The organism is Micromonospora sp. WMMA1923 (assembly GCF_049179195.1).
In the GTDB taxonomy this organism is placed as follows: domain Bacteria; phylum Actinomycetota; class Actinomycetes; order Mycobacteriales; family Micromonosporaceae; genus Micromonospora; species Micromonospora yangpuensis.
The window spans coordinates 6063169-6086721 of record NZ_JBMHLZ010000001.1 but is presented as its reverse complement, the minus strand read 5'-3'; the positions used below and the strand labels follow the sequence as shown (position 1 = coordinate 6086721).

The window sequence follows — 23553 nt, the reverse complement described above, 5'->3', positions numbered from 1 at the left end:
TGGTGTCCAGTCCGCACTGGTACCACCGCCTCCCCGAAGTCTCGGCCCGGCAGCGAGCAATGGCGGGTAACGTCCGGTTCATGGGACAGTCGCTGTTCTGGAGCCGCATCGACACCACCGGGGCGGAGCACGCCCTGGTCACCGACGAGCGGGGTCTGACCGCGCGGGGTACCCAGGTCGCCGTCGACCCGATCCCGTACACCTGCCGGTACACCCTGGTCACCGGGCCGGACTGGGCGACCAGCCGGCTGGAGGTGGAGGCCGAGGGGGCCGGCTGGCTGCGCGGCGTACACCTGGAACATGGCACCGACGGATGGCGGGTGACCACCACCGAGCAGGGTGACCTGGACCGGGCGCTGACCGCCGCCGGGCAGCCCACCGCAGGCCTGCCCGGTACCGACGACCCGGACGGGTTGGTCGACGCGTCCGACGTCGACCTGGGCGGCTCCCCGCTCTTCAACACCCTGCCGGTACGCCGGCTGGGGCTGACCGCCGCGCCGGCCGGGACCGAGCACCGCATCACGGTCGCCTGGGTGCTGGTGCCGAGTCTGCTGGTCGTACCGGCCGAGCAGGTCTACACCGCGCTCGGTGCCGGGCAGGTCCGGTTCACCAGCGACACCTTCACCGCCGACCTGACCCTCGACCCCGCTGGCTACCTGCTGCGCTACCCGGGCCTGGCGGTACGCCACGACGCCCCAGCCTGACCCGCCGCGCCTCGTACCCCGACCCCGGCGCCCATCGACGCAGCGGGCACCCGACGCCCGGCGGGCACCCGACGCCCGGCGGGCACCCGACGCCCGGCGGGCACCCGACGCCCGGCGGGCACCCCACCCGGCGGGCACCCCACCCGGCGGGCACCCCACCCGGCGGGCACCCCACCCGGCGGGCATCCGACGCGGCGGGGTCGGGCGCCCGGCGGCGGTGTTAGCGGGGTACCCCTCTCGACCAGATGCGTTAAGAAGGGGCCCTTCCTTTCACGGGGGCCAGGTGCCGGTGGTGAGGAAGTGGTCGATGGTGGCGAGGTGGGGGGTGAGGTCGAGGCCCTGGTCGGCGACCCAGGTGTCGGCGTAGTAGCTGTCGGCGTACCGGTCGCCGGCGTCGCAGATGAGGGTGACCACCGAGCCGGTCCGGCCGGCCGCCAGCATTCCGGCGATCAGTCCGAAGGCTCCCCAGAGGTTGGTGCCGGTCGAACCGCCGACCCGGCGGCCGAGCACGGTCGAACCGGCCCGCATCGCCGCCAGCGAGGCCGCGTCGGGTACCTGGATCATCCGGTCCACCACCGAGGGCAGGAACGACGCTTCCACGCAGGGGCGGCCGATCCCCTCGATCCGGGAGCCCCGGCCGGTACGCAGCGACCAGTCGCCGGCCTGCCAGGCCGGGTAGAAGGCCGAGTTCTCCGGGTCGACCACGCAGAGCTTGGTGGGCAGCCGGCGGTAGCGGGCGTACCGACCGATGGTGGCGCTGGTCCCGCCGGTGCCCGCGCCCACCACGATCCAGTCCGGGACGGGATGGCGTTCCAGGGCCAGCTGCGCGTAGATCGACTCCGCGATGTTGTTGTTGCCCCGCCAGTCGGTGGCTCGTTCGGCGTAGGTGAACTGGTCCATGTAGTGGCCGCCGGAGTCCTCGGCCAGCCAGCGGGCCTCCACGACGACCTGGGCCGGGTCCCGGATCAGGTGGCAGCGACCGCCCTGGAACTCGATCTGGGCGATCTTCTCCGGCGAGGTGCTGGCCGGCATCACCGCGATGAACGGCAACCCCAGCATCCGGGCGAAGTACGCCTCGCTGACCGCGGTCGAGCCGGAGGAGGCCTCGACGATCGTGGTGTCCGGACCGATCCAGCCGTTGCAGAGGCCGTACAGGAAGAGGGAGCGGGCCAGCCGGTGTTTGAGCGACCCGGTCGGGTGCACCGACTCGTCCTTGAGATACAGGTCGATCCCCCACGCGCGGGGCAGCGGGAAGGGGAGCAGGTGGGTGTCGGCGGAGCGGTTGGCGTCGGCTTCGACCGTGGCGATCGCCTCGGTGACCCACGTCCGGCTGGCCTCGTCGCACCGGTCCAGATGTGTCACCCCGGAACGGTAACAGCGAAAAGTATTCGTCAACCGGCGGGCGGGGTGGGGACGGGCTGCGGGCGGTTCTCCCACTTGGTGGAGAGGGCGACCGCGGTACGGGTCGAGGCCACCCCCGGCGTCCGGTTAAGCCGCATGATCAGCTGCTCCAGCTCCGCTATGGTGCCCACCCTGGCCTTGAGCAGGAAGGACTCCACCCCGGCCATGAAGTAGCAGGACTCGATCTCGGGCATCGCCCGGAACGCCTCCAGCACGTCGTCGGTGTCGCCCCCGGAGCCCTCGACGATCCCGATCAGCGCGGTGACGCCCAGCCCGATCGCCTCGGGCGACACCTCCGCCCGGTAGCCCCGGACCACACCGCTGGACTCCAGCTTGCCCACCCGCTCGTGTACCGCCGGGGCGGAGAGACCGACCTGGCGGGCCAGCTCGGCGTAGGACAGACGGGCGTTACCGCGCAACAGCTCCACGAGGCTCAGGTCGATGGCGTCCACGGACTGTAGACCCTAGCGGTCGGCAAGGGTCGACCACCAAATCCCATAGACCAACTTCCCACTCCGTGCGTTTCTCACGTTTGGCGGACAGGCCTGTTCGCTGGTGCTGTAATTGCCATACGTCCCTCATGACGGCTCTGGGCTCGCACCAGCCGGGGGCAGTGTGTTCAGCCGAGGGCTTCGTCGACGCGAGGAGGGGGCTGTGGACACTGGAGATCGCCTGCTGACACCGGGTGAGGTCGCCGCGCTGTTTCGGGTGGACCCGAAGACTGTGACGAGATGGGCGGCGGCCGGCCGGATCGGCAGTATCCGGACTCCAGGCGGGCATCGCCGGTTTCGGGAATCCGAGGTGCGGGCCCTGCTTGAAGGGGAGGGCATGCTGGACGAGGCGGAAGACGTCGGCAGACCACGCAACGTGGGCCCGGCGGCGTCGACCGGCCCCGGGCCGGCAAATGCCGGCATGTACTGACCGGTGGCACCGTTACTGACCGGTGGCAACGTTACTGACCGGGTGCGCCGTTACTGACCGGGTGGCGCCGTGGGGCCGGACCGGACCTCAGGTCCGGTCCACCCCCGGTCCGGCCGGCCCGGACCGGGAACGGTCCGCTGCCAGCTCACCGGACCAGCGCCGGAACAGGGTGTGCGGTACGCCGAGCGCGTCCAGCACCTTCCCGGCCACGAAGTCGACCAGCTGCGCCGCGGAGGCGGACGCCCCGGCACCGTAGAAGCCGGGGCTGGCCGGCAGCACCACCGCACCGGCGTCGTGCAGTGCGATCAGGTGCTCCAGGTGGCTGCGGGTCACCGGCGTCTCCCGGGGCACCAGCACCACCGGGCGACGTTCCTTGAGGTTGACCTCGGCGGCCCGCTGCAACAGGTCCTTCGACAGGCCGATGGCGATACCGGCACAGGCGGCGGTGCTGGCCGGCACCACCACCATGCCGCGTACCCGGTAGGAGCCGCTGCTCGGCCCGGCGGCCAGGTCACCGGCGGGCCAGTGCCGGACGTCGGCGTCGGTCAGGTCCCGGCCGAGCCAGGCCGCCAGGTCGTCGGCCCAGTGCCCGTCCCGGAACGGCCGGCCGGTCTCGTCCAGCACGGTCAACCGGGCCGCCCGGGAGACGATCAGGTCGACCGCCGCGCCGGCATCGAGCAGAGCCCGGACAACGGCCGCCGCGTACGGGGTGCCGGACGCCCCGGAGACCCCGACCACCCATGGCTCACGCATACCGTCCAGCCTGCCTGGTACGCCTGGGAACCCGCTGGGCGGCCCCGGTATCCGGACGGGAAAGCCCAGGTGGGGATGGGCGAAGTGTGCCCGGATATCCCCGTGCCGGGCCCGCCTGGCATGCTGCGGGCCAGCAGCCGTACGGGGAGGACGGGCCATGGTCGATCGCACCCTCCGGGCGTTGGCGTCGGCCTGCCCGTTGCCCGCCCGCCGACCGGCGCCCATGGTCGACGAGGTGCAGGACTGGCTGGCCGCCCTGCTTACCGAGTCGGGTCTGCCGCTGGACGGCCCGGCCCGGCACCGGCTGCACCAGGCCCGCTTCGCCGGGTACGCGGCCCGGCTCTACCCGCACGCCGACGAAGCCGACCTGCGCGTGCTCACCGCCCTGTTCACCTGGTTCTTCCTGGTCGACGACGCCTGCGACGGACCGCAGGCACTGTCACCGGAGCGGATCAGCGCGTTGCGGGAGGGCACGCTCTACCTGCTGCGGTACGGGCCCCGGCCGGCGCATCCCGGCCTGACCGGTCCGCTGCGCCGGCTGCTGCTGCGGGCCTGGCGGGAACCCCGGCACCGGATGCCGGACCGGTGGCGGACCAGGTTCGCCGACGCGGTCGCCGAGCACCTCGACGGCACCTGGCGGGAGCGGATGAACCGGGCCACCGGTCGACGGCCCGGCGTCGACGAGTACGTGGTGCTGCGCCGGGCCACCTCGGCGGCGTACGTGTCGTACCCGTTGATCGAGTTCGTCACCGGCCGGCCGCTGCCCGACGCGGTGTACCACCATCCGGCGCTGCGCCGGGTCGGCGAGGTCGGCAACGACCTGCTCTCCTGGTACAACGACCTGGCCTCGCTGGAGAGGGACCGGGCGACCTCCGGCGGGCACAACCTGGTGCTGGCGGTGGCCGCCGAGCGGGGTGTGCCGGTCGACGCCGCCGTGGAGCTGGTCGCCGAGCGGTGGCGGGCCGCGATGGCCCGCTTCGTGACCCTCCGCGCGACGGTGCCGTCGTTCGGACCGGCGCTGGACGAGGCCGTCACCACCCACCTCGACGGGGTCGCCGACGCCGTCCGCGGCACCATCGACTGGACCCTGGAAAGCGCCCGCTACGGGTAAGGAAGGGCCCCTTCTTAACGCATCCGGTAGAGAAGGGTCCCCTTCTTACACCGCCGGCGCCGGTGGCGGGCCGGGCGCACGGTCAGGGGCGTAGGCCGAGGCGGAGCACCAGGTCGAGCAGGGCGAAGACGAAGAGCGCGATGCCGACAAACCCGTTGGCGGTGAAGAACGCCCGATTGACCCGGCTCAGGTCGGTCGGGGTGACCACCACGTGCTGGTACCCGAACGCCACCGCGGTCAGCAGCAGCCCCAGCCACCACGGCCAGCCGAAGCCGACAAGCACCCCGAACCAGACGAAGAGCCCGAACGTCACCACGTGCGCCACCGTGGAGGCGTGCAGCGCGAACCGTTTGCCGTACCGGGCGGGCACGCTGCGTACCCCGATCTCCCGGTCCACCTCGGCGTCCTGGCAGGCGTAGATCAGGTCGAAGCCGCCGATCCAGAGCCCGACGGCCGCGCCGAGCAGCCAGGCCGGCCAGGAGCCGGCGAAGGTGCCGGTGACCGCGAGCCAGGCCCCGACCGGCCCGACCGCCTGGGCCACCGCCAGGATCGCGTGCGGCCAGTCGGTGAAGCGTTTGCCGTACGGGTAGACGACCAGCGGGACCACCGCCAGCGGCGCGAGCACCAGGACCAGCGGGTTGAGCAGGGCGGCGGCGGCCAGGAAGACCACCAGCGCGACGCCCGCGCCGGTCCAGGCCGTCCGCACGCTCACCGCCCCGGTGACCAGTTCCCGATTCGCGGTACGCGGATTCCGCGCGTCGATCCGCCGGTCGAGGATCCGGTTGGCCGCCATCGCGAAGGTACGCGCGCCGACCATCGCCACGGTGATCAACAGCAGGTCGAGCCAGCGGACCCGCCCCCCGTTGACCTGCATCGCGGTCAACGCCGACAGGTACGCGAAGGGCAACGCGAAGACCGAGTGTTCGATCGCCACCAGGTTCAGGAAGGCGCGTACCCGCCCGGGCGCCTCGGCGGTGGCGGTCATCAGATGCCGTACTCCTTCCAACGCTTGTCGACCAGGCTGACCACCTCGGGGGCCATCCGCATCTCCTCGGGCCAACCCCGGTGGTAGCCCTCCTCGGGCAGCTTGCGGGTCGCGTCGACGCCCGCCTTGCCACCCCAGAACTGCTGGTACGACGCGTGGTCGAGGTGGTCCACCGGCCCCTCGGTGAGCAGCAGGTCCCGGGCGTAGTCGACGTTGCCGAAGGCGCGGAAGGCGACCTCGTTGTAGTCGTGCACGTCGCAGTCCTCGTCGACGATCACGATCAGCTTGGTAAGCGACATCATGTGCGCGCCCCAGATCGCGTTCATCACCTTCTGGGCGTGCTTCGGGTACCGCTTGCGGATCGACACGATCGCACAGTTGTGGAAGACCCCGGCGGCGGGCAGGTCGTAGTCGACGATGTCCGGGATCAGGAAGCGCAGCAGCGGGGCGAAGATCCGCTCGGTGGCCTTGCCGAGACCGTGGTCCTCCTGCGGCGGCTGGGAGGTGACGATCGAGTGGTACACCGGGTCGCGCTGCATGGTCATGCACTCCACGTGCATCACCGGGAAGGGCTCGACCGGGGTGTAGAAGCCGGTGTGGTCGCCGAACGGCCCCTCCGGCATCCGCTCGCCCGGCTCGATGTACCCCTCCAGCACGATCTGGGCGTGCGCCGGCACCTGCAACGGCACGGTCAGGCAGTCGACCATCTCGACCCGGGCACCGCGCAGGTACCCGGCGAACAGGTACTCGTCGATGTCGGCCGGCAGCGGCGCGCTCGCCGAGTACGCCACGGCCGGGTCGCAGCCGATCGCGATCGCCACCGGCAGCCGCTGGCCGAGCCGCTCGGCGACCGCGTGGTGGGCGGTGGAGTTCTTGTGGATCTGCCAGTGCATCCCGATCGATGTCGGCGAGTGCTGCTGCAGCCGGTAGAGCCCGAGGTTGCGCTTGCCGGTCTCCGGATGCTTGGTGTGGGTCAGCCCGAAGTTGTGGAAGATCCCGCCGTCGCCCGGCCAGACCTGCAACCCCGGCAGCCGGTCCAGATCGACGTCGTCGCCCCGGTACACCACCTGCTGGCAGGGGGCGGTCCTGACCTTCTTCAGCGGCATCGAGGTGAGCTGGCGTACCTTGCCCAGGCCGTCCATCATCCCGGAGAGCCCCACCGGCAGCTCCGGCTTGAGCATCTCGCCGAGCCGCGCGCCGATCTCGTCGAGGCTCTCCACACCGAGCGCCATCGCCATCCGCTTCTCGGTACCGAACAGGTTGATCGCCACCGGCATCTCACCCCGGGTCGGCCGCTCGAAGAGCAACGCCGGCCCGTCGGCCCGTACCGTCCGGGTCACCACCTCGCTGATCTCCAGCGTGGGGTCCACCGGCACGCTGACGCGCCGCAGCTCCCCCGCCTTCTCCAGCGCCGCGAGGAAGTCCTTCAGATCGTCGTACGGAAACTTGCGAGCCGCCATCCCCCCAGTCTCCCCCACCCCCCTCAGGTGCAAGGAAGGGCCCCTTGTTAACGCTTCCGGTAGAGAAGGGTCCCCTTCTTGCGGGCCGGCACGGCACGGCACGGCACGGCACGGCGCGGCACGGCACGGCGCGGCACGGCACGGCGCGGCACGGCGCGGCACGGCGCGGCGCGGCGGCAGGGTGGTAACGGCACAGAACGACGCAGAGCGGCATGGTCGGGAGTCGGGTGGGTAGACCGGCGGCCCGGTGAGGCGGAGGAGCAGGAGGACGTCATGGGCGACGGACGGGTGCCGGCGGGGTTCGCCGAGCAGCGGACGCAGGTCGGCGAGGTCACGATCAACTATGTCCGGGGCGGCAGCGGCCCCACCCTGGTCCTGCTGCACGGGTACCCGCAGTCCTGGTACATGTGGCGGCACGTGCTGCCGGAGCTGGCCCGCTCGTTCGAGGTGATCGCCCCGGACCTGCGTGGCTACGGCGACAGCGACGCCCCGTCGGCCGGTTACGACAAGAAGACGCTGGCTGGGGACGTACACGGGTTGCTTTCTGGGTTGGGTCTGGACCGTGACCTACGGGTGGTCGGTCACGACATCGGGACGATGGTCGCGTACGCGTACGCGGCGGCCCATCCGGACCGGGTGAGCCGGCTGGTGCTCAGCGAGGCGCCGATCCCCGACGAGAGCATCTACGCGTTCCCGGCGTTGACCGCCGCCGGCCCGGGGGTGTGGAACTTCGGCTTCTTCAGCCTGACCAACGGGCTGCCGGAGCAGCTCGTCGCCGGCCGCGAGGCACTCTGGATCGACAGGTTCACCGATTCGATCATGATCCGTAAGGGCAGCCTGGACGCGGCGGACATCGAGGAGTACGCCCGGCACCTGCGCGACGAGGCCCACCTGCGGGCGAGCTTCGAGTGCTTCCGCGCGTTCGGGCAGGACGTCGCGGACAACGCCGGTTACCGCAAGACCAAGCTGGCCATGCCGGTGCTCGCGATCGGCGCGCAGGCCAGCCTCGGCGACCAGGTCGCCGAGCAGGTCCGCCGGTACGCCGACTCGGTGACCGGCGAGACCGTCACCGACAGCGGCCACTGGCTCTTCGAGGAGCAGCCGGACGAGCTGCTCGCCCTCCTGCTCCCCTTCCTCCAGGCCTGAGCCGGCCAGCCCGCCCTCGTCGGCTATCCGGTTCGACGGGGCACGGGCGGCCGGCGCTGGTTCGGGTGGCGGTTCCGGCCGTCACCGGCGGCGGGTGGTGCCGGCTGTGCCATCAGGCGGAGACCGGCCCACTGGACGAAGATGCTGCGCCGGGCGGTCGCGTTCCCCTGCTCGTCCAGTTGGTACCCGTCGAGCCAGGTCCAGCCGTCGTACGTGATCCAGTCGGTCTTCACCCGGATCAGCCGGAACATGATCGGCCGCTGGCTGAACTGGATGCTCGCCGCCCGGGTCACGTGCAGCACGTCGCCGGCCCGGAACTCCGCACCTACCCTGACCCGCACCGGTCCGGCGGTCACGAGCCGTACCGCCGCCAGGCCCGGATCCGCCGCCGGGCCAGCTCGACGCGGGGACACCGGCCGTCACGGCACGACCCACACCGCCGGTGCCGGTGGTACGTCAACACGAGCCACGAGCATCGGATCAGCACGGGTTCCCTGCCGGTCATCGCGGGTCTGCCTCCGAAGCTGGGCGGGACGCGTCACGGCACCCCGGCCCGCCGAGCTCCGCTCCACCGAACCGGGGGCACCGCGCAACCAAGCCAACACCCTCAGATACTGACGTGTCAACGTTGACGCGTCCTTATCTACGCGTTTCCACAAGCACGCCCATGAAGTCGCGCTCTCATTAGCGTGTTTTAGTCAACGTGTCAACCGCGACGCGAAAGCACTGTTCTACCTTCTGGCTATGACCGATGAGGTGCCGGGCCCGCTCGTCGCCGCTGGCGAGATCCTGAAGATGCTGGGTGTCAGCCGGTCTCGGTTCCGCGCGATCGCGATGCATCCCAACTTTCCTCGACCGTTCCAGACGCTTTCGGTCGGCTCGGTGTGGTTGCGGTCGGATGTGGAGGCGTACATCGCCGCCTACCGCCAACCCCGCCCAGCGGCGGACGAGGACGAGCCGGGCTGACCCGCCCAGGCCGACCCCGACGAGGCCGGCGGATGGGCCGGTACGGCGGGTGGACGGGCATCGGGCTGGCGGCGACAAAGTTCACCGGTGCTTGCGGGGCAGCCGTCGAGCCGGGACGGTGGAGTCATGTCGGACGCGTACGTCTGTGGAGATCCGGACGGTCTCTCGCCGCTGCTGGTCAAGATCCGTGACGCGGTGGCCCGGGAGCTACACGCCCAACTCGCGCTCCGGGCCGAACGGATCGAGCTGGCCGACGTGCCGGAGATCGCCTACCAGATCACCCGCCAGGTCGAGCAGACCCTCACCGGCGATTAGTCCACGTCCCGAGCGGCTCTGGCCTGCTGCCAGTGCCGGCACACGATCTTGTGGGCCGCGTCCGCCGACGCAACCGCAAGACCGATCTCTTCGGCCAGCAGGGCGTACCGCTCAGCCCATGCTCGGGGTGGCGTCGGTAGCTCATCTGGCACGGAATGGGTCTGCCGGATGCCGAAGACGTGGCCGACCCGGCGAACGAGGTGGGCATCCGCTGGCACGCCGTCCTCCACCAGCAACACCAGGTCGACCAGGCCCCTGACCCGGGTCGACTCTCCCGTCTCGTACAGCCGGGTCAGTGCGCATCAAACTAAAGAAAATCTTTAGTTCTGCGGGCCGTTGCGATCACGCCTGGCGAATCCTCCGCGTCACCGGACCCCGGAGAGTGGTGACCCGGCGTTGACGGGTGCTGGTGTGCACTGCCGCCCAGGACAGGGCGGAGCCGTCACAGTGATCTCCGCTGGAACAGAGGTTCGGATGAGACGGCAGACAGCTCGGGTCGTACCGCTGATGTTGATTCTGGGGGTGGGGTTGCTGGGCGGCGGGCCGCCGGCGACGGCAGCCAGCACGACCACCACCTTCCTCGCCAACCAGGACAGCTATGTCAACGCCGCCAGCCCCGGCACGAACTACGACGCGACGAACACCCTCGCGGTCGCCGGCACGCCCACCCGGATCTCGTACCTGCAGTTCGCGGTCACCGGGCTGACCCAGCCGGTGCTCAACGCCCGGTTGCAGGTGCACACCCAGGACACCCCCACCGCCACCAGCCCGTTCGGCGGCACCGCCCAGCGGGCCGGCACCGGCTGGTCGGAGGGCACGCTCACCTACGCCAACCGGCCGGCCGCGATCGGCAGCCCGCTCGGCTCGCTGGGCAAGGTGCTGCGCAACACCTGGTACGAGCTGGACGTCGCCGCCGTGGTCACCGGCAACGGCACGTACGCCTTCTCGCTGTCGTCGACCAACCCGGACGGCGCCTACTACGACAGTCGGGAGACCAGCGCCTTCGCGCCCCGGCTGGTGGTCGGCACCGGCACCGACACCGGCGGAAACGTCCTGCTCAACGCCGGGGACATCTCGGCGTGCGCCACCACAGGCGCGGCGCAGACCGCACAGATCATCAGTCGGGAGGCCGGCACCGTGCTGGCCGGCGGTGACCTGACCGACAGCGGCACGGCGGCTCAACTCGCCAACTGCTACGGCCCGACCTGGGGCCGGTTCAAGGACCGCACCAAGCCGATCCTCGGCAACCACGACTATCTCACCGCCGGGGCCGTGCCCACCTTCGACTACTTCGGCCCGGTGCTGCCGCGCGGCAAGGGCTACTACTCGTTCGACCAGGCCGGTTGGCACATCATCGTGTTGAACACCAACTGCAGCCAGGTGGGCGGCTGTCAGGCCGGCTCACCGCAGGAGCAGTGGCTGCGCGCGGATCTCGCCGCCCACCCGACCCGCTGCACCCTGGCGCAGTACCACCATCCGCTGTTCAGCTCCGGCGGCCGGGAGTCGTCGAACGTCCGGCCGCTCTTCCAGGCGCTCTACGACGCCGGTGCCGAGATCGTCGTCAACGGCCACAACCACCAGTACGAACGGTTCGCACCGCAGAACCCGAGCGGGGTCGCCGACCCGGCCCGGGGGATCCGGGAGTTCGTGGTGGGCACCGGCGGCCGGTCCCTGATGGCCACCTTCCCGGAGCCGGCGGCCAACAGCGAGGTCCGCAACGGTCGTACCTTCGGTGTGCTGAAGCTGGTGCTCTCGCCGCAGAGCTACACCTGGCAGTTCCTCCCGGTGACCGGCGCGACGTTCACCGACTCCGGCACCGGCACCTGCCACTGACGGTGGGGTCAGAGGCCGCCGTAGGAGTGCAGGCCCTCGAAGAAGATGTTCACGCCGAAGAGGTTCATCAGCACGGTCAGGAAACCGAGTACGGCGAGCCAGGTCGCCACGTTGCGCTTGACGCTCGGGGTGGCGCGGGCGTGCAGGTAACCGGCGTAGATCACCCAGGAGATGAAGGACCAGACCTCCTTGGGGTCCCAGCCCCAGGCCCGACCCCAGGAGGCCTCGGCCCAGATCGCCCCGGCGATCACCGCGAAGGTGAAGACCGGGAAGGCGAAGGCGTGCAGGCCGAAGGTGAGCCGTTCCAGGCTGGCCGCCGCCGGCAGCCGCTTGGCCAGGGTGTACGGGAAGCTGCGTCGCCCCTGCTCGTAGCCGTTGCGCAGCAGGAACGCCACCGCCGGCACCGAGCCGAGCAGGAAGATACCGGAGGCGAAGACCACCGTGGAGACGTGCACGATGAACCAGTACGACTGCAGCGCCGGCACCAGCGGCACGATCGGCACGTAGAGCACCAGCTCGGCGACGGCCAGCAGCAGCACCATGACCAGGGTGAGGAAGAGCCCGAGGCGACGCAGTGAGGGCCGCTTCCAGAGCACCGCCAGCCAACCGACGACGCCGATGAACGAGACCGTCAGCACGAACTCGTACATGTTGCCCCAGGGCATCCGCTCGGCGGCGACACCCCGGGTGACCAGCGCGGCCAGGTGCACCACGGCGGCGATCGCGGTGGCCACGACCGCGATCAGGCCGGCCAGCCGCGACCGGTCGACGGGCGGGCCGCCGGGCGTCGGGCCGTCGGGCGTGGCGGTCGTACCGTCGGGCGGCGTGGCACCGGAGCCGCCGGCCCCGACGCCCGCGCCGACCAGCTCGCGGGCCGGGGTCGCGGGGCGGGCGGGGGTACGGGCGTTGCCGAGCGCGTACTCGACCGCGTGGGAGATCATCGCGGCCAGGTACACCAGGATCGCGATCGACACCAGCTGATCGGAGAGCGCGGACATCACTCGGTCCCTTCTCGCGGCCGACCCCGACCGTCCTCGACCCGATCGTCGCCGGCCCGGACGTCCCCGCTGACCGCCGTGACGAGCTGACTGAACTCGTCGGCGAAGCCGGGTTGGTCGGTGCGGGGCAGGCCACCGGCCTCCATCAAGCTACTACGGCCTGTCGGAGATCCACTTCCCGGGTCGGTGACCCGGAAGAACACCCGCCGTCGGCGGCCGAACAGCGAACCCATCAGTCCGATGATCAACGTCGCGCAGCTGACCAGCAGGATCGTCGAACCGGGGTCGTGCCGGACGGAGAGGGTGACGTAGCGCCGGGTGCCGAGGAACTCGACAGCGGTGCCGTCGTCGAGCACCCACTTCTCACCGGGACGCAGCAGCTTGCCGTCACCGAGCTGGGTCAGCCTGCCGTTGCTCACCTGACGCTGGTCGAGCTGGTAGATCGAGCCCGGGATGCCGGCGTCCAGGCCCAGGTTGCCCCGGTAGCCGATCAGGAACACCGCCGGGTTGCGCTCGTTCGGGTACTCCGAGCGCACGTACGGTGGCTGCTGCGGCGCGGTCGGCAGGTACAGCCCCTCGAAGGCGACCTGCAGCTCGGGGTTGCGCTCGCCGGTCGCCGGGTCGACGTTGACGTCCGGGAACGCGGCCAACCCCTCGCTGGTCAGGCCCATGTCGCCGGTGGTCAGGAAGGGCACCACGCTGGACTGGCTGCGCCCGTTACGGTCGGTGTACCGGATGACCGGGGCGTACCCGTGGCCGAGCAGGTAGACGTTGGCGTCGTCCAGCCGCAGCGGCGAGTTGACCGAGAACTCGGCGCTGCGGGCCGCCCGGCCGGGCTCCTCCACGGTCACCGTGGCGTTGAAGAACTCGGGCTGGCCGGAGTCCAGGAACCGGGCCTCGAAGTCGTCCAGGGTCAGGCAGAAGCCGGGCAGCGCGGCGTCGTCCACCCGAGGGCCGAAGCTCGTCTCGGCGTACTGCTGACGGGTGTTGCAGAACGCCTTGTCCTCGCCGGCCACCAGCAGGCGGTTGCCCTGCCAGCCGTACCAGGAGCCGAAGGCCACCCCGACCAGCACGGCGATCAGGGAGAAGTGGAAGAGCAGGTTGCCGCTCTCCTTCAGGTACCCCTTCTCGGCGGAGACCTCGTCGCCCCGGACCGCGACCCGCCAGCGGCGCCTGCGCAGCGCCTCGGCTACGGCCTCGACGCCGCCGGCGGGGGCCGGCAGCGTCGCGTGCTGCGGCAGCCGGTCCAGCCGTTTCGGCGCGGCCGGCGGGCGCATCCGCAGGGCCCGCACGTGGTCGCGCAGCCGGGGCACGATGCAGCCGACCAGCGAGGTGAAGAGCAGCAGGTAGATCGCGGAGAACCAGACCGACCCGAACGCTTCGAACGCGCCGAGCCGGTCCAGCACCGGCGCCAGATCCGGATACCGGACGAAGTAGTCGCGCACGTCCTCCGGGTTGACCCCGCGCTGCGGCAGCACCGACCCCGGGATGGCGGCCACCGCGAGCAGGAAGAGCAGGATCAACGCGGTACGCATGCTGGTCAGCTGCCGCCACGAGTTGCGCAGCAGGGCCAACAACCAGTTGGTACGCCGCCGACGCGGCGGCGTGGTGGCGTCCCGGCGGCCCGGGTCGTCCGTGGTGGCGTCCCGGCCCCGGTCGTCACCGGCGGCGCCCGGCTGCCCCTGCTGCACGGTGGTCATCAGATGCTCACCTCGCCGACCCCCACGGTGGTCTGCAACCAGATCACGAAGTTCTGCCAACCCCCGGTGACCAGCGCCAACCCGATCAGGATCAGCAGCGCGCCGCCGACCCGGGTGACCCAGCGGCTGTTGCGCCGGACCGCCTTGAAGACCCCGAGCAGGCGCTGGAAGCCCAACCCGAAGATCACGAACGGCAACCCCAGCCCCACGCAGTACGCCACGGCCAGCACCACGGCCCGGTCGGTCTGACCGCCGACAGCGCCCATCCCGAGCACCGCGCCGAGGGTCGGGCCGACGCAGGGCACCCAGCTCAGCGCGAAGACCGCGCCGAAGACCGGCGCGCCGAGCAGGCCGGCCGAGGGCAGCCGGCTGATCCTGAACTCGCGTTGCAACCCCGGGACCAGGCCCAGGTACCCGAGGCCGAGCAGGACGATCAGCGAGCCGACGGCGATCTCCACGATCCGGTCGTACGCGAAGAGAAGCTGGCCGAGCTGCGAGACGACGACCGCGGTGGAGACGAAGACGACGGTGAAGCCGGCGATGAACAGCAACGTCCCGGCGAGCACCCGGCCCTTGACCGCCGCCGCCCGACGTCCACCGGCCTGCTCCCCGGCCCGCTCCCCGCGCCCGGCGGCGTGCTCCCCGGCCTGCTTCCCAATCCGCTCCCGCACTCCGACGGCTCCCGCGTCGGACGTCGTACCGTCCCCGGGCGCCCCGCTGCCGACGGCCGTCCCGCCGCTCGGGGTGGTGAGCGGGGAACCCTTCTCTACCGTAGGCGTTAAGCGGGGGCCCTTCCTTACCTCGAGGTCGGTGCCGGCTAGGCCGGTTACGTAGGAGAGGTAGCCGGGGACCAGCGGCAGGACGCACGGGGAGAGGAAGCTGACCAGCCCGGCCAGCGCCGCCGCGCCGATGGCGAGCAGCAGCGGACCGCTCTGGGCCAACTCCCGGAACGTCTCGCCCATCAGCCCGGTCCGGCCATGGCGGCCTGTTCGGCGGCGACCCTCTCCACGGCGGGCTGCAGCTGCTGCTGGGTGACCGCCGACCGGATCACGGTGGCGATCCGGCCCTCCCGGTCCAGCACGAAGGTGGCCGGGACGCTGTTCGGGGCGATGTCGAAGCGCAGGGCCAGCCGGCTGGCCGGGTCGAAGACGCTCGGGTAGGTGACCTTGAAGCTCTCCTCGAAGGCGACCGCCTTGTCCCGGTCGTCCTGCACGTTGATGCCGAGGAAGGTGACCCCGGAGCCCTTGGTCGCCTGGTAAGTGTTCTCCAGGTCGTCGGCCTCGGCCCGGCAGGGGTTGCACCAGGAGCCCCAGAAGTTGACCACGACCACCTGTCCCCGGGCGTCGGTCAGGTCGTACGGGGTGCCGTCGAGCAGTTCACCGGTCACCTCGGGCACCGTGGACCGCTCGTCGGGGGCGCACTCGATGATGCCCTCGGTGTTGGTGCAGCGCTGCTCGCCGTCGTCGGCCGAGCAGCCGACCAGACCCGCCGCGACCGCCGTGGCGGCCAGCGCACCGGTGATCCACCTGCGGGCTCTCATCAGGCCCCCTTGGCCGTCCGGGCGGTCGGCGACATCGCGATCAGGTGCGCGGCCGGCTCGCTGTACCCGATACCGGCCACCTTGGCCCCGTCGAAGTGGAACGAGGTGAGGCTGGCCAGCCCGCACTGCCGGCGACGCGGGTCGTGCCAGAGCCGCTTGCGCTCGACGTACCGGCGCAGGGTCCAGATCGGCAGCTGGTGGGAGACGAGCACCGCCTCCCGCCCCTCGGCGGCGATCCGGGCCGCGTGCAGGGCGGCGAACATCCGCTCCGCGATGGCCACGTACGCCTCGCCCCAGGACGGGGTGACCGGGTCCCGCAGCACCCACCAGTTACGCGGGTCCCGGAACGAGCCGTCGCCGGGCGAGACCCGCTTGCCCTCGAACCAGTTCGCGCTCTCGATCAGCCGCTCGTCCACCCCGACCGGCAGGCCGAACTGGGCGGCGATCGGCTCGGCGGTCTGCTGGGCGCGTTCCAGCGGGCTGGCCACCACGTGCACGACCTCGCGTTCGGCCAGGCCCTGGGCGGCGGCCTTGGCCATCTGTACGCCCAGCTCGGAGAGGGCGAAACCGGGCAACCGGCCGTAGAGGATCTGGCCAGGGTTGTAGACCTCGCCGTGCCGGAGCACGTGGACGACCGTACTGCTCACCGCTCTGTCCCCTTCGTTCGCGACTGCGGGGCTCGCAAAACCGGCTCACTCCTCGCGCTCACCACTGCCCCCTTCGTTCGCGACTGCGGGGCTCGCAAAACCGGCTCACTCCTCGCGCTCACCAGCTACCCCCCGGTGCCTGCCGCTGCTGCCGCTGCTGTCGCCGCCGCCGGGAGGGCCCCGGCGACCTGGTCCAGGGCGGCGTCGTCCAACGCCGCCGACACGAACCACGCCTCGAACGCGCTCGGGGGAAGGTACACCCCGGCGGCGAGCATGGCGTGGAAGAACGCCCGGAACGCCGGCACCTGCTGGGTGCGGGCGGTGTCGTAGTCGACCACCTCGGCGTCGGTGAAGAAGATCGAGAACATGCTGCCCGCGTACGACAGGCGGTGGGCGACACCGGCGGCGGTGAGCGCGTCGCTGGCGAGCCGGCCCACGACGGCGGCGGTCTCGTCCAGCCGGCGGTAGAGCGCCTCGTCGGCCAGCCGCAGGGTGGCCAGGCCGGCGGCGCAGGCCAGCGGGTTACCGGAGAGCGTGCCGGCCTGGTAGACCGGGCCGGCCGGCGCGAGTCGGGCCATGATCTCCGCGCGTCCGCCGAACGCCGCGGCGGGCAGCCCGCCCCCCATCACCTTCCCGTACGTCCACAGGTCCGCGTCGCAGGGGTCGACGCCGTGCCAGCCGGCGCGGGAGACCCGGAACCCGGTCATCACCTCGTCCACGATGAGCAGCGCACCGTGCGCGTGGGCGATCCGGGCCAGCGCCTGGTTGAAGCCGTCGCGGGGGGCCACCACGCCCATGTTGCCGGCGGCGGCCTCGGTGATGATCGCGGCGATCTGCGGCCCCTCGGCGGCGAAGACCGCCTCGACCGAGGCCACGTCGTTGTACGGCAGCACGATGGTGTCGCCGGCCGCCGCGCCGGTGACGCCCGGTGAGTCGGGCAGCCCGAGGGTGGCCACGCCGGAGCCGGCGGCGGCGAGCAGGCCGTCTGAGTGCCCGTGGTAGCAACCGGAGAACTTGATGATCTTGGAGCGGCCGGTGAATCCGCGCGCCAGCCGGATCGCCGACATGGTGGCCTCGGTGCCGGAGTTGACCAGCCGGACCTGCTCGACCGGGGTCCGCTCGACGATCTCGGCGGCCAACTCCACCTCACCCGGGGTGGGGGTGCCGAAGCTGGTGCCCTTCGCCGCGGCGGCCTGCACGGCGGCCACCACCTCGGGATGGGCGTGACCGAGAATCAACGGACCCCAGGAGCAGACCAGGTCGACGTAGCGCCGATCGTCGGCGTCGTACAGCCAGGGCCCCTCCCCCCGGACCATGAAACGCGGGGTGCCGCCGACCGAGTGGAAGGCGCGCACGGGGGAGTTCACCCCGCCCGGCACCAGGGCACGGGCGCGGTCGAACAGGGCCTCGGAGGCCGGCGCGGCGGCCGGATAGCGGCCGGGTCCGGCGGGAAACATTTCGGTCACGATGGAGCCATTGTGTCAGCGCCGGAAGCCGAATCGGCAGGCACCCCGCTCAGCGTTACCGGGCTCACCCGACGGCGACCACCCGCCGACGCGCTGCGGGCGGTGTCGCGGCGGTGCCCGGAACCGGTTGCTCGGCGGGGTGGCGGGGCGGCTGGGCGGGCCCGTCCACGGGGAGAATCACACCCGCCCGGCACGCCCGGATCCGCCTCGACGGGCCGGGCCGGACGGATCGCGCTAGGCTGACCGGGTGGATCGTGCCGAACTGTCCATCACGGTACACCGGTCGGGGGACGAAGTGGTGCTTCGCCTCGCCGGTGAGATCGACATGCTCACGGCCGCCCAGCTGTCGACAGTCGTCAACGAGGCCCTCGCCGACGCACCGCCGCGGATCGTGCTCGACCTGGGCGGGGTGACCTTCTGCGACTCGCAAGGGCTGGGCACCCTGGTCGTGCTCAGCCGCAAGGCCAGCCACGCGCAGAGCCTGCTGATCCTCACCAACGTGGGCGACTTCCTGCTCCGCGTCCTGGACATCACCGGCCTGCGCTCGGCCCTGATGATCCGCAACAACCAGGCCACCGGCTGACCCTCCGGCGGCGGCTCAGCCGGTCGGGCCCCAGCGGGCCTGTTCGAGGAGTTCCACGGCCCGGCTCCGGGCGTCCGGGGTGTCGGTGCGCAGCAGCGCGGTGGCCTCGTCGACCGCCTCGGCCAACGTGCGCCACTGGGTCTCCCGCTCCCGTACCAGGTCGGACTGGGCGGCGAGCTGACGGGACTTGACCCACAGCTCGACGAAGACGGACACCTTGGCCCGCAGCACCCACGGGTCGAAGGGCTTGGTCAGGTAGTCGACCGCGCCGGCCGCGTAGCCGCGCAGGGCGAGCTGGGCGTCCCGGTCCGCGGCGGTGAGGAAGATGATCGGTACGTGCCGGGTCCGCTCCCGCCGCTTGATGTGCCCGGCGGTCTCGAACCCGTCCATGTCGGGCATCTGGGCGTCCAGCAGGATCACCGCGAAGTCGTCGACCAGCAGCTGCTTCAGCGCCGCCTCACCGCTCTCCACGGCCACCGACTGGACCGGCAGGCCCTGGAGGATCGCCTCCAGGGCCATCAGGTTCTCCCGGCGGTCGTCGACCAGCAACGCCTTGGCCATCTGGGTCACGAACTCTCCTTGCCGTGGCTGCGGCTGATCCAGCCGGACATCAGCTCGATCAACTGGTCGAGGTCGACCGGTTTGGTGATGTAGTCGCTACCGCCCGCCGCGAGCGCCGACTCCCGGTCCCCCGGCATCGCCTTCGCGGTCAGGAAGACCACCGGCAGGTCGGCGAACCGGTGGTTGCGTCGGATCTGCTGGGTCGTCTCGTAACCGTCCTGGTCGGGCATCATGGCATCCATCAGGACGATGTCCACCTCCGGGTGCTCAGCCAGCACCCGGACCCCGTCCACCCCGTTGTCCGAGTACAGCACGGTCATCCCGTGCAGTTCCAGCGCGCTGGTCAGGGCGAAGACGTTCCGTACGTCGTCGTCGACGATCAGCACGGTGGCCCCCTCCAGCCGCCGGGTGGCCGGGGTCTGCGGCGCCTGGGGCAGCTCCAGCGGGGGCATCAGCAGCGACGACGGCAGCCCGGCCCGCGCCGGTGAGGGCGGCAGCGGCGCGACCACCGCGTCCGGGGCCAGCACGTCGGGTACGAAGAGCGTGAACGTCGAGCCCTGCCCGGGTGCCGAGGTGACCGTGATCGTGCCACCGAGCAGTCGGGCCAGGTCCCGGCTGATCGACAGCCCGAGCCCGGTGCCGCCGTACCGGCGACTGGTGGTGCCGTCGGCCTGCTGGAACGCCTCGAAGATCAGCGACAGCTTGTCGTCGGAGACTCCTATCCCGGTGTCGATCACCGTGAAGGCGATCACCTGACGGGCGTTGGTGAGCGCCGGCACGTCGAAGACCACGTTCTCCGCCGCCGGGGCGATCCGCAGCGTCACCGCGCCGTTGTCGGTGAACTTGACCGCGTTGGAGAGCAGGTTGCGCAGGATCTGCTGCAACCGCTGGGCGTCGGTGACCAGCGCCGGGGGCAGGTCCTTGGCCACCCGTACCTGGAAGTCCAGGCCCTTCTCCTCGGCCTGCGGCGCGAAGGCCTGCTCGACGTAGCCGCGGATCTCGGCGAACCGGATCTCGGTCGGCTCGATGTCCATCCGGCCCGCTTCGATCTTGGACAGGTCGAGGATGTCGTCGATCAGGCGCAGCAGGTCCGACCCGGAGCCGTGGATGGTCCGGGCGAACTCGATCTGCTTGGGGGTGAGGTTCTGCTCCGAGTTCTCCACCAGCAGCCGGGCCAGCAGCAGCAACGAGTTCAGCGGGGTACGCAGCTCGTGGCTCATGTTGGCCAGGAACTCCGACTTGTACGCCGAGGCCCGGGTGAGCTGCTGCGCCTTGTCCTCCAGGCCGAGCCGGGCCAGCTCGATCTCCCGGTTCTGGGTCTCGATGTTCGCCTTCTGCTCACTGAGCAGCTTGGCCTTCTCCTCCAGCTCGGCGTTGGTGCGCTGCAACTCCGCCGACTGCTCCTGCAACTCGTGCGCCAGCCGCTGCGACTGGGACAGCAACTCCTCGGTACGCCGGTTGGCCTGGATGGTGTTGACCGCGACCCCGATGGTGAGCACCAGCCGCTCCAGGAACGCCAGGTGCAGCTCGGAGAAGGGCGTGACGGTGGCGAACTCGATCACCCCGAGCAGTTCGCCCTCGAAGAGCACCGGGAGCACGACCAGATCGGCCGGCGGGGTGTCGGCCAGCCCGGAGCGCAGGGTGATGCGACCGTCGGGCACCGCGCCGACCCGGATCGTCCGGCGGGAGAGCGCGGTCTGCCCGACCAGTCCCTCGCCGGGGCCGAAGGTGACGTCGTGGCCCCGGGAGACGTAGCCGTACGAGGCGGTCAGCCGTAGCCGCATCACCCCCTCGGAGTTGTCGGCCAGGAAGAACGCGCCGAGCTGCGCGTTCACCAGCGGCGTGACCTCCTGCATGATCATGCGGCAGACCTCGCCGAGATCCCGTTGGCCCTGCAACAGGCCACCGATGCGGGCCAGGTTCGAGTCGAGCCAGCCCTGCTCGGCGTTCTTGTGCGTCGTCTCCCGGAGGGTGACGATCATCTGGTTGATGTTGTCCTTCAGCTCGGCGACCTCGCCCTGGGCCTTCACCGCGATCCGCTGGGTCAGGTCACCCCGGGTGACCGAGGTCGACACCCGGGCGATCGCCCGCAGCTGGGTGGTCAGGGTGGAGGCGAGCTGGTTGACGTTCTCGGTGAGGTCCCGCCAGGTGCCGGAGACCCCCTTCACCTGGGCCTGTCCGCCGAGCTTGCCCTCGATGCCGACCTCGCGGGCCACCCGGGTCACCTCGTCGGCGAACGACGACAGCTGGTCCACCATCGTGTTGACGGTGTTCTTCAGCTCCAGGATCTCGCCCTGTGCGTCGACGGTGATCTTCTGGCTCAGGTCGCCCTTGGCGACAGCGGTGGTCACCGAGGCGATGTTGCGCACCTGGCTGGTCAGGTTCGACGCCATCGAGTTCACGTTGTCGGTCAGGTCCCGCCACGTACCCGAGACGCCCTTGACCTGGGCCTGACCACCCAACTTGCCCTCGGTACCCACCTCCCGGGCCACCCGGGTCACCTCGTCGGCGAACGACGACAGCTGATCCACCATCGTGTTGACGGTGTCCTTGAGCTCCAGGATCTCGCCCCGGGCGTCCACCGTGATCTTCTGCGACAGGTCGCCCCGGGCGACCGCGGTGGAGACCTGGGCGATGTTGCGGACCTGGGCGGTCAGGTTCGAGGCCATCGAGTTCACGTTGTCGGTCAGGTCCCGCCAGGTGCCGGCAACCCCCTTCACCTGGGCCTGACCACCCAACTTGCCCTCGGTGCCCACCTCCCGGGCCACCCGGGTCACCTCGTCGGCGAACGAGGACAACTGATCCACCATCGTGTTGACGGTCGACTTCAGCTCCAGGATCTCGCCCCGGGCATCCACCGTGATCTTCTGCGACAGGTCGCCCTTGGCAACCGCCGTGGTGACCGAGGCGATGTTGCGCACCTGACTGGTCAGGTTCGACGCCATCGAGTTCACGTTGTCGGTCAGGTCCCGCCACGTACCCGAGACGCCCTTGACCTGGGCCTGACCACCCAACTTGCCCTCGGTACCCACCTCCCGGGCCACCCGGGTCACCTCGTCGGCGAACGACGACAGCTGATCCACCATCGTGTTGACGGTGTTCTTCAGCTCCAACATCTCGCCCCGGGCGTCCACCGTGATCTTCTGGCTCAGGTCGCCCTTGGCCACCGCCGTGGAGACCTGGGAGATGTTGCGGACCTGGCTGGTCAGGTTGCCGGCGAGCTGGTTGACGTTCTCGGTAAGGTCCCGCCAGGTGCCGGAGACCCCGCGCACCTGGGCCTGGCCGCCCAACTTGCCCTCGGTGCCCACCTCGCGGGCCACCCGGGTCACCTCGTCGGCGAACGACGACAGCTGATCCACCATCGTGTTGACGGTGTCCTTGAGCTCCAGGATCTCGCCCTGCGCCGCCACGGTGATCTTCTGGCTCAGGTCACCCCGGGCGACCGCCGTGGAGACCTGGGCGATGTTGCGCACCTGACTGGTCAGGTTCGACGCCATCGAGTTGACGCTGTCGGTCAGGTCCTTCCAGGTGCCGGCGACGTTGGGCACCTCCGCCTGGCCACCGAGCTTGCCCTCGGTGCCGACCTCCCGGGCCACCCGGGTCACCTGCTCGGCGAAGAGCCGCAGGGTGTCGGTGAGTGAGTTCATCGTGCCGGCCAGCTCGGCGACCTCGCCCCGGGCCGAGACGGTGATCTTCTGCGACAGGTCGCCCTTGGCCACCGCCGTGGCCACCTGCGAGATCGACCGCACCTGGTGGGTCAGGTTCGAGGCCATCGTGTTCACCGAGTCGGTGAGGTCCTTCCAGGTGCCGGCCGCACCCCGGACATCGGCCTGACCGCCCAGCTCACCCTCGGTGCCCACCTCCCGGGCCACCCGGGTCACCTCGGAGGAGAACGAGGAGAGCTGGTCGACCATCGTGTTGACGGTCCGCCCGATTCGCAGGTACTCACCCCGCAGCGGCCGACCGTCCATCTCCAGCGCCATGTGCTGGGACAGGTCGCCGTCGGCGACCGCCACGATCACCCGGGCGATCTCCGTGGTCGGTCGGCCCAGGTCGTCGATGAGCGAGTTGACCGCCCGCTGCCCCTCGGCCCAGGAGCCCTCCATCCCCTCCTCGTCGAGGCGCTCGGTGAGCCGACCGTCCCGACCGACGATCCGACTGATCTTGCGCAGGTCCAGGTGCTGGCGTTCCTGCAACGCCACCACCTCGTTGAACGCCTCGGCGACCTCACCGGCCGAACCCGAGCGGCGGGACAACCGGACCTTCAGGTCACCCCGGCGGACCCGCCGGAGGGCCTCCGCCAGCTCGTCGAGCACCGCGTCGCGATCCGGAGCGGAGGGGTCCGTGGCGACGGACTGTTTCGCCGTGGTCATGATTCCTCGCAGAGCTCGGGGCTTCGGGCCGCTGCCGACGTGCCGGCCGTCCCATCATTGTGCCCGCCGGCCGCCGCACACCATCTGACG

General features: G+C 70.9%; 21 protein-coding genes and 2 pseudogenes. 8 read left to right on the top strand and 15 right to left on the bottom strand.

From position 1 onward, the window contains the following. Positions 1-80 precede the first annotated feature (80 nt). A complete protein-coding gene (locus ACN28G_RS27745) occupies positions 81-704 on the top strand; it encodes a putative glycolipid-binding domain-containing protein (RefSeq protein WP_091445769.1) in 624 nt (207 codons plus the stop codon). Between the two features lie 270 nt (positions 705-974). On the opposite strand, the gene ACN28G_RS27740 is transcribed toward ACN28G_RS27745, so the two are convergent. Together ACN28G_RS27740 and ACN28G_RS27735 are read right to left on the bottom strand one after the other, a co-directional pair. Further along, entirely contained in the window at positions 975-2066 is a 1092-nt protein-coding gene (locus ACN28G_RS27740) for a PLP-dependent cysteine synthase family protein (RefSeq protein WP_421480683.1), read from the bottom strand. Positions 2067-2095: 29 nt separating this feature from the next. Continuing rightward, entirely contained in the window at positions 2096-2557 is a 462-nt protein-coding gene (locus tag ACN28G_RS27735) for an Lrp/AsnC family transcriptional regulator (RefSeq protein WP_091433313.1), read from the bottom strand. Between the two features lie 202 nt (positions 2558-2759). On the opposite strand from ACN28G_RS27735, the gene ACN28G_RS27730 reads away from it, so the two are divergent. Next, positions 2760-3026, top strand: a complete 267-nt coding sequence (locus ACN28G_RS27730; RefSeq protein ID WP_091433310.1) for a BldC family transcriptional regulator — start codon at positions 2760-2762, stop codon at positions 3024-3026. An 87-nt stretch (positions 3027-3113) separates the two neighbouring features. Here ACN28G_RS27730 and ACN28G_RS27725 read toward each other — a convergent pair whose 3' ends face one another. Continuing rightward, positions 3114-3779, bottom strand: coding sequence for a UbiX family flavin prenyltransferase (locus ACN28G_RS27725; RefSeq protein WP_091433306.1), 666 nt, complete (start codon positions 3777-3779; stop codon positions 3114-3116). 157 nt (positions 3780-3936) lie between these two features. Here ACN28G_RS27725 and ACN28G_RS27720 point away from each other — a divergent pair, with 157 nt between their 5' ends. Further along, complete coding sequence (locus ACN28G_RS27720; RefSeq protein WP_091433303.1) at positions 3937-4890, top strand: terpene synthase family protein; 954 nt, start codon at positions 3937-3939, stop codon at positions 4888-4890. A gap of 82 nt (positions 4891-4972) precedes the next feature. On the opposite strand, the gene mqnP is transcribed toward ACN28G_RS27720, so the two are convergent. Continuing rightward, positions 4973-5875: a menaquinone biosynthesis prenyltransferase MqnP gene (gene mqnP / locus ACN28G_RS27715; RefSeq protein WP_091433300.1), complete on the bottom strand. Its 903-nt coding sequence runs from the start codon at positions 5873-5875 to the stop codon at positions 4973-4975. Beyond that, on the bottom strand, positions 5875-7335 hold the full coding sequence (locus ACN28G_RS27710; RefSeq protein WP_421480682.1) for a menaquinone biosynthesis decarboxylase: 1461 nt from the start codon (positions 7333-7335) through the stop codon (positions 5875-5877). The genes mqnP and ACN28G_RS27710 overlap by 1 nt, the downstream gene beginning before the upstream one ends. A 273-nt stretch (positions 7336-7608) precedes the next feature. On the opposite strand from ACN28G_RS27710, the gene ACN28G_RS27705 reads away from it, so the two are divergent. Next, complete coding sequence (locus ACN28G_RS27705; RefSeq protein WP_421480681.1) at positions 7609-8481, top strand: alpha/beta fold hydrolase; 873 nt, start codon at positions 7609-7611, stop codon at positions 8479-8481. A gap of 23 nt (positions 8482-8504) precedes the next feature. On the opposite strand, the gene ACN28G_RS27700 is transcribed toward ACN28G_RS27705, so the two are convergent. Continuing rightward, positions 8505-8894 carry a hypothetical protein gene (locus ACN28G_RS27700; RefSeq protein WP_421480680.1) on the bottom strand — a complete coding sequence of 130 codons (390 nt, stop codon included), beginning with the start codon at positions 8892-8894 and terminating at the stop codon, positions 8505-8507. Between the two features lie 331 nt (positions 8895-9225). On the opposite strand from ACN28G_RS27700, the gene ACN28G_RS27695 reads away from it, so the two are divergent. From ACN28G_RS27695 to ACN28G_RS27685, 3 genes are all read left to right on the top strand, one after another. Next, positions 9226-9447 carry a helix-turn-helix transcriptional regulator gene (locus ACN28G_RS27695; RefSeq protein ID WP_091433291.1) on the top strand — a complete coding sequence of 74 codons (222 nt, stop codon included), beginning with the start codon at positions 9226-9228 and terminating at the stop codon, positions 9445-9447. 126 nt (positions 9448-9573) lie between these two features. After that, positions 9574-9762, top strand: a complete 189-nt coding sequence (locus tag ACN28G_RS27690) for a hypothetical protein (protein WP_091433288.1) — start codon at positions 9574-9576, stop codon at positions 9760-9762. 474 nt (positions 9763-10236) lie between these two features. Next, positions 10237-11595, top strand: a complete 1359-nt coding sequence (locus ACN28G_RS27685; protein WP_217628759.1) for a DUF7594 domain-containing protein — start codon at positions 10237-10239, stop codon at positions 11593-11595. Between the two features lie 8 nt (positions 11596-11603). Here the strand turns inward: ACN28G_RS27685 and ccsB are convergent. The 7 genes and pseudogenes from ccsB to hemL form a co-directional block, all read right to left on the bottom strand. Then, positions 11604-12359 (bottom strand): annotated as a pseudogene (gene ccsB, locus ACN28G_RS27680) (c-type cytochrome biogenesis protein CcsB); the annotation flags it as partial. Positions 12360-12424: 65 nt separating this feature from the next. Continuing rightward, positions 12425-12593: pseudogene (locus ACN28G_RS27675) on the bottom strand (c-type cytochrome biogenesis protein CcsB); the annotation flags it as partial. Beyond that, on the bottom strand, positions 12593-14293 hold the full coding sequence (gene resB / locus ACN28G_RS27670; RefSeq protein ID WP_091433271.1) for a cytochrome c biogenesis protein ResB: 1701 nt from the start codon (positions 14291-14293) through the stop codon (positions 12593-12595). The pseudogene ACN28G_RS27675 and the gene resB, both read right to left, overlap by 1 nt. Then, entirely contained in the window at positions 14293-15255 is a 963-nt protein-coding gene (locus ACN28G_RS27665) for a cytochrome c biogenesis CcdA family protein (protein ID WP_421480679.1), read from the bottom strand. Before ACN28G_RS27665 ends, resB begins: the two co-directional genes overlap by 1 nt. Further along, on the bottom strand, positions 15255-15833 hold the full coding sequence (locus ACN28G_RS27660; RefSeq protein WP_421480678.1) for a TlpA family protein disulfide reductase: 579 nt from the start codon (positions 15831-15833) through the stop codon (positions 15255-15257). The genes ACN28G_RS27665 and ACN28G_RS27660 overlap by 1 nt, the downstream gene beginning before the upstream one ends. Continuing rightward, on the bottom strand, positions 15833-16480 hold the full coding sequence (locus tag ACN28G_RS27655; RefSeq protein WP_091433263.1) for a histidine phosphatase family protein: 648 nt from the start codon (positions 16478-16480) through the stop codon (positions 15833-15835). The genes ACN28G_RS27660 and ACN28G_RS27655 overlap by 1 nt, the downstream gene beginning before the upstream one ends. A 125-nt stretch (positions 16481-16605) precedes the next feature. Next, on the bottom strand, positions 16606-17946 hold the full coding sequence (gene hemL, locus ACN28G_RS27650) for a glutamate-1-semialdehyde 2,1-aminomutase (protein WP_091433260.1): 1341 nt from the start codon (positions 17944-17946) through the stop codon (positions 16606-16608). Between the two features lie 247 nt (positions 17947-18193). Between hemL and ACN28G_RS27645 the strand changes: the two genes are divergently transcribed. Continuing rightward, the gene (locus ACN28G_RS27645) at positions 18194-18529 is read left to right on the top strand and encodes an STAS domain-containing protein (RefSeq protein WP_091433257.1); all 336 of its coding nucleotides are present in this window, start codon (positions 18194-18196) and stop codon (positions 18527-18529) included. Positions 18530-18544: 15 nt separating this feature from the next. Here the strand turns inward: ACN28G_RS27645 and ACN28G_RS27640 are convergent, their stop codons facing one another. After that, complete coding sequence (locus ACN28G_RS27640) at positions 18545-19099, bottom strand: response regulator (protein WP_091433254.1); 555 nt, start codon at positions 19097-19099, stop codon at positions 18545-18547. Further along, entirely contained in the window at positions 19096-23463 is a 4368-nt protein-coding gene (locus tag ACN28G_RS27635; RefSeq protein ID WP_091433251.1) for a hybrid sensor histidine kinase/response regulator, read from the bottom strand. The genes ACN28G_RS27640 and ACN28G_RS27635 overlap by 4 nt, the downstream gene beginning before the upstream one ends. Positions 23464-23553: the final 90 nt, after the last annotated feature.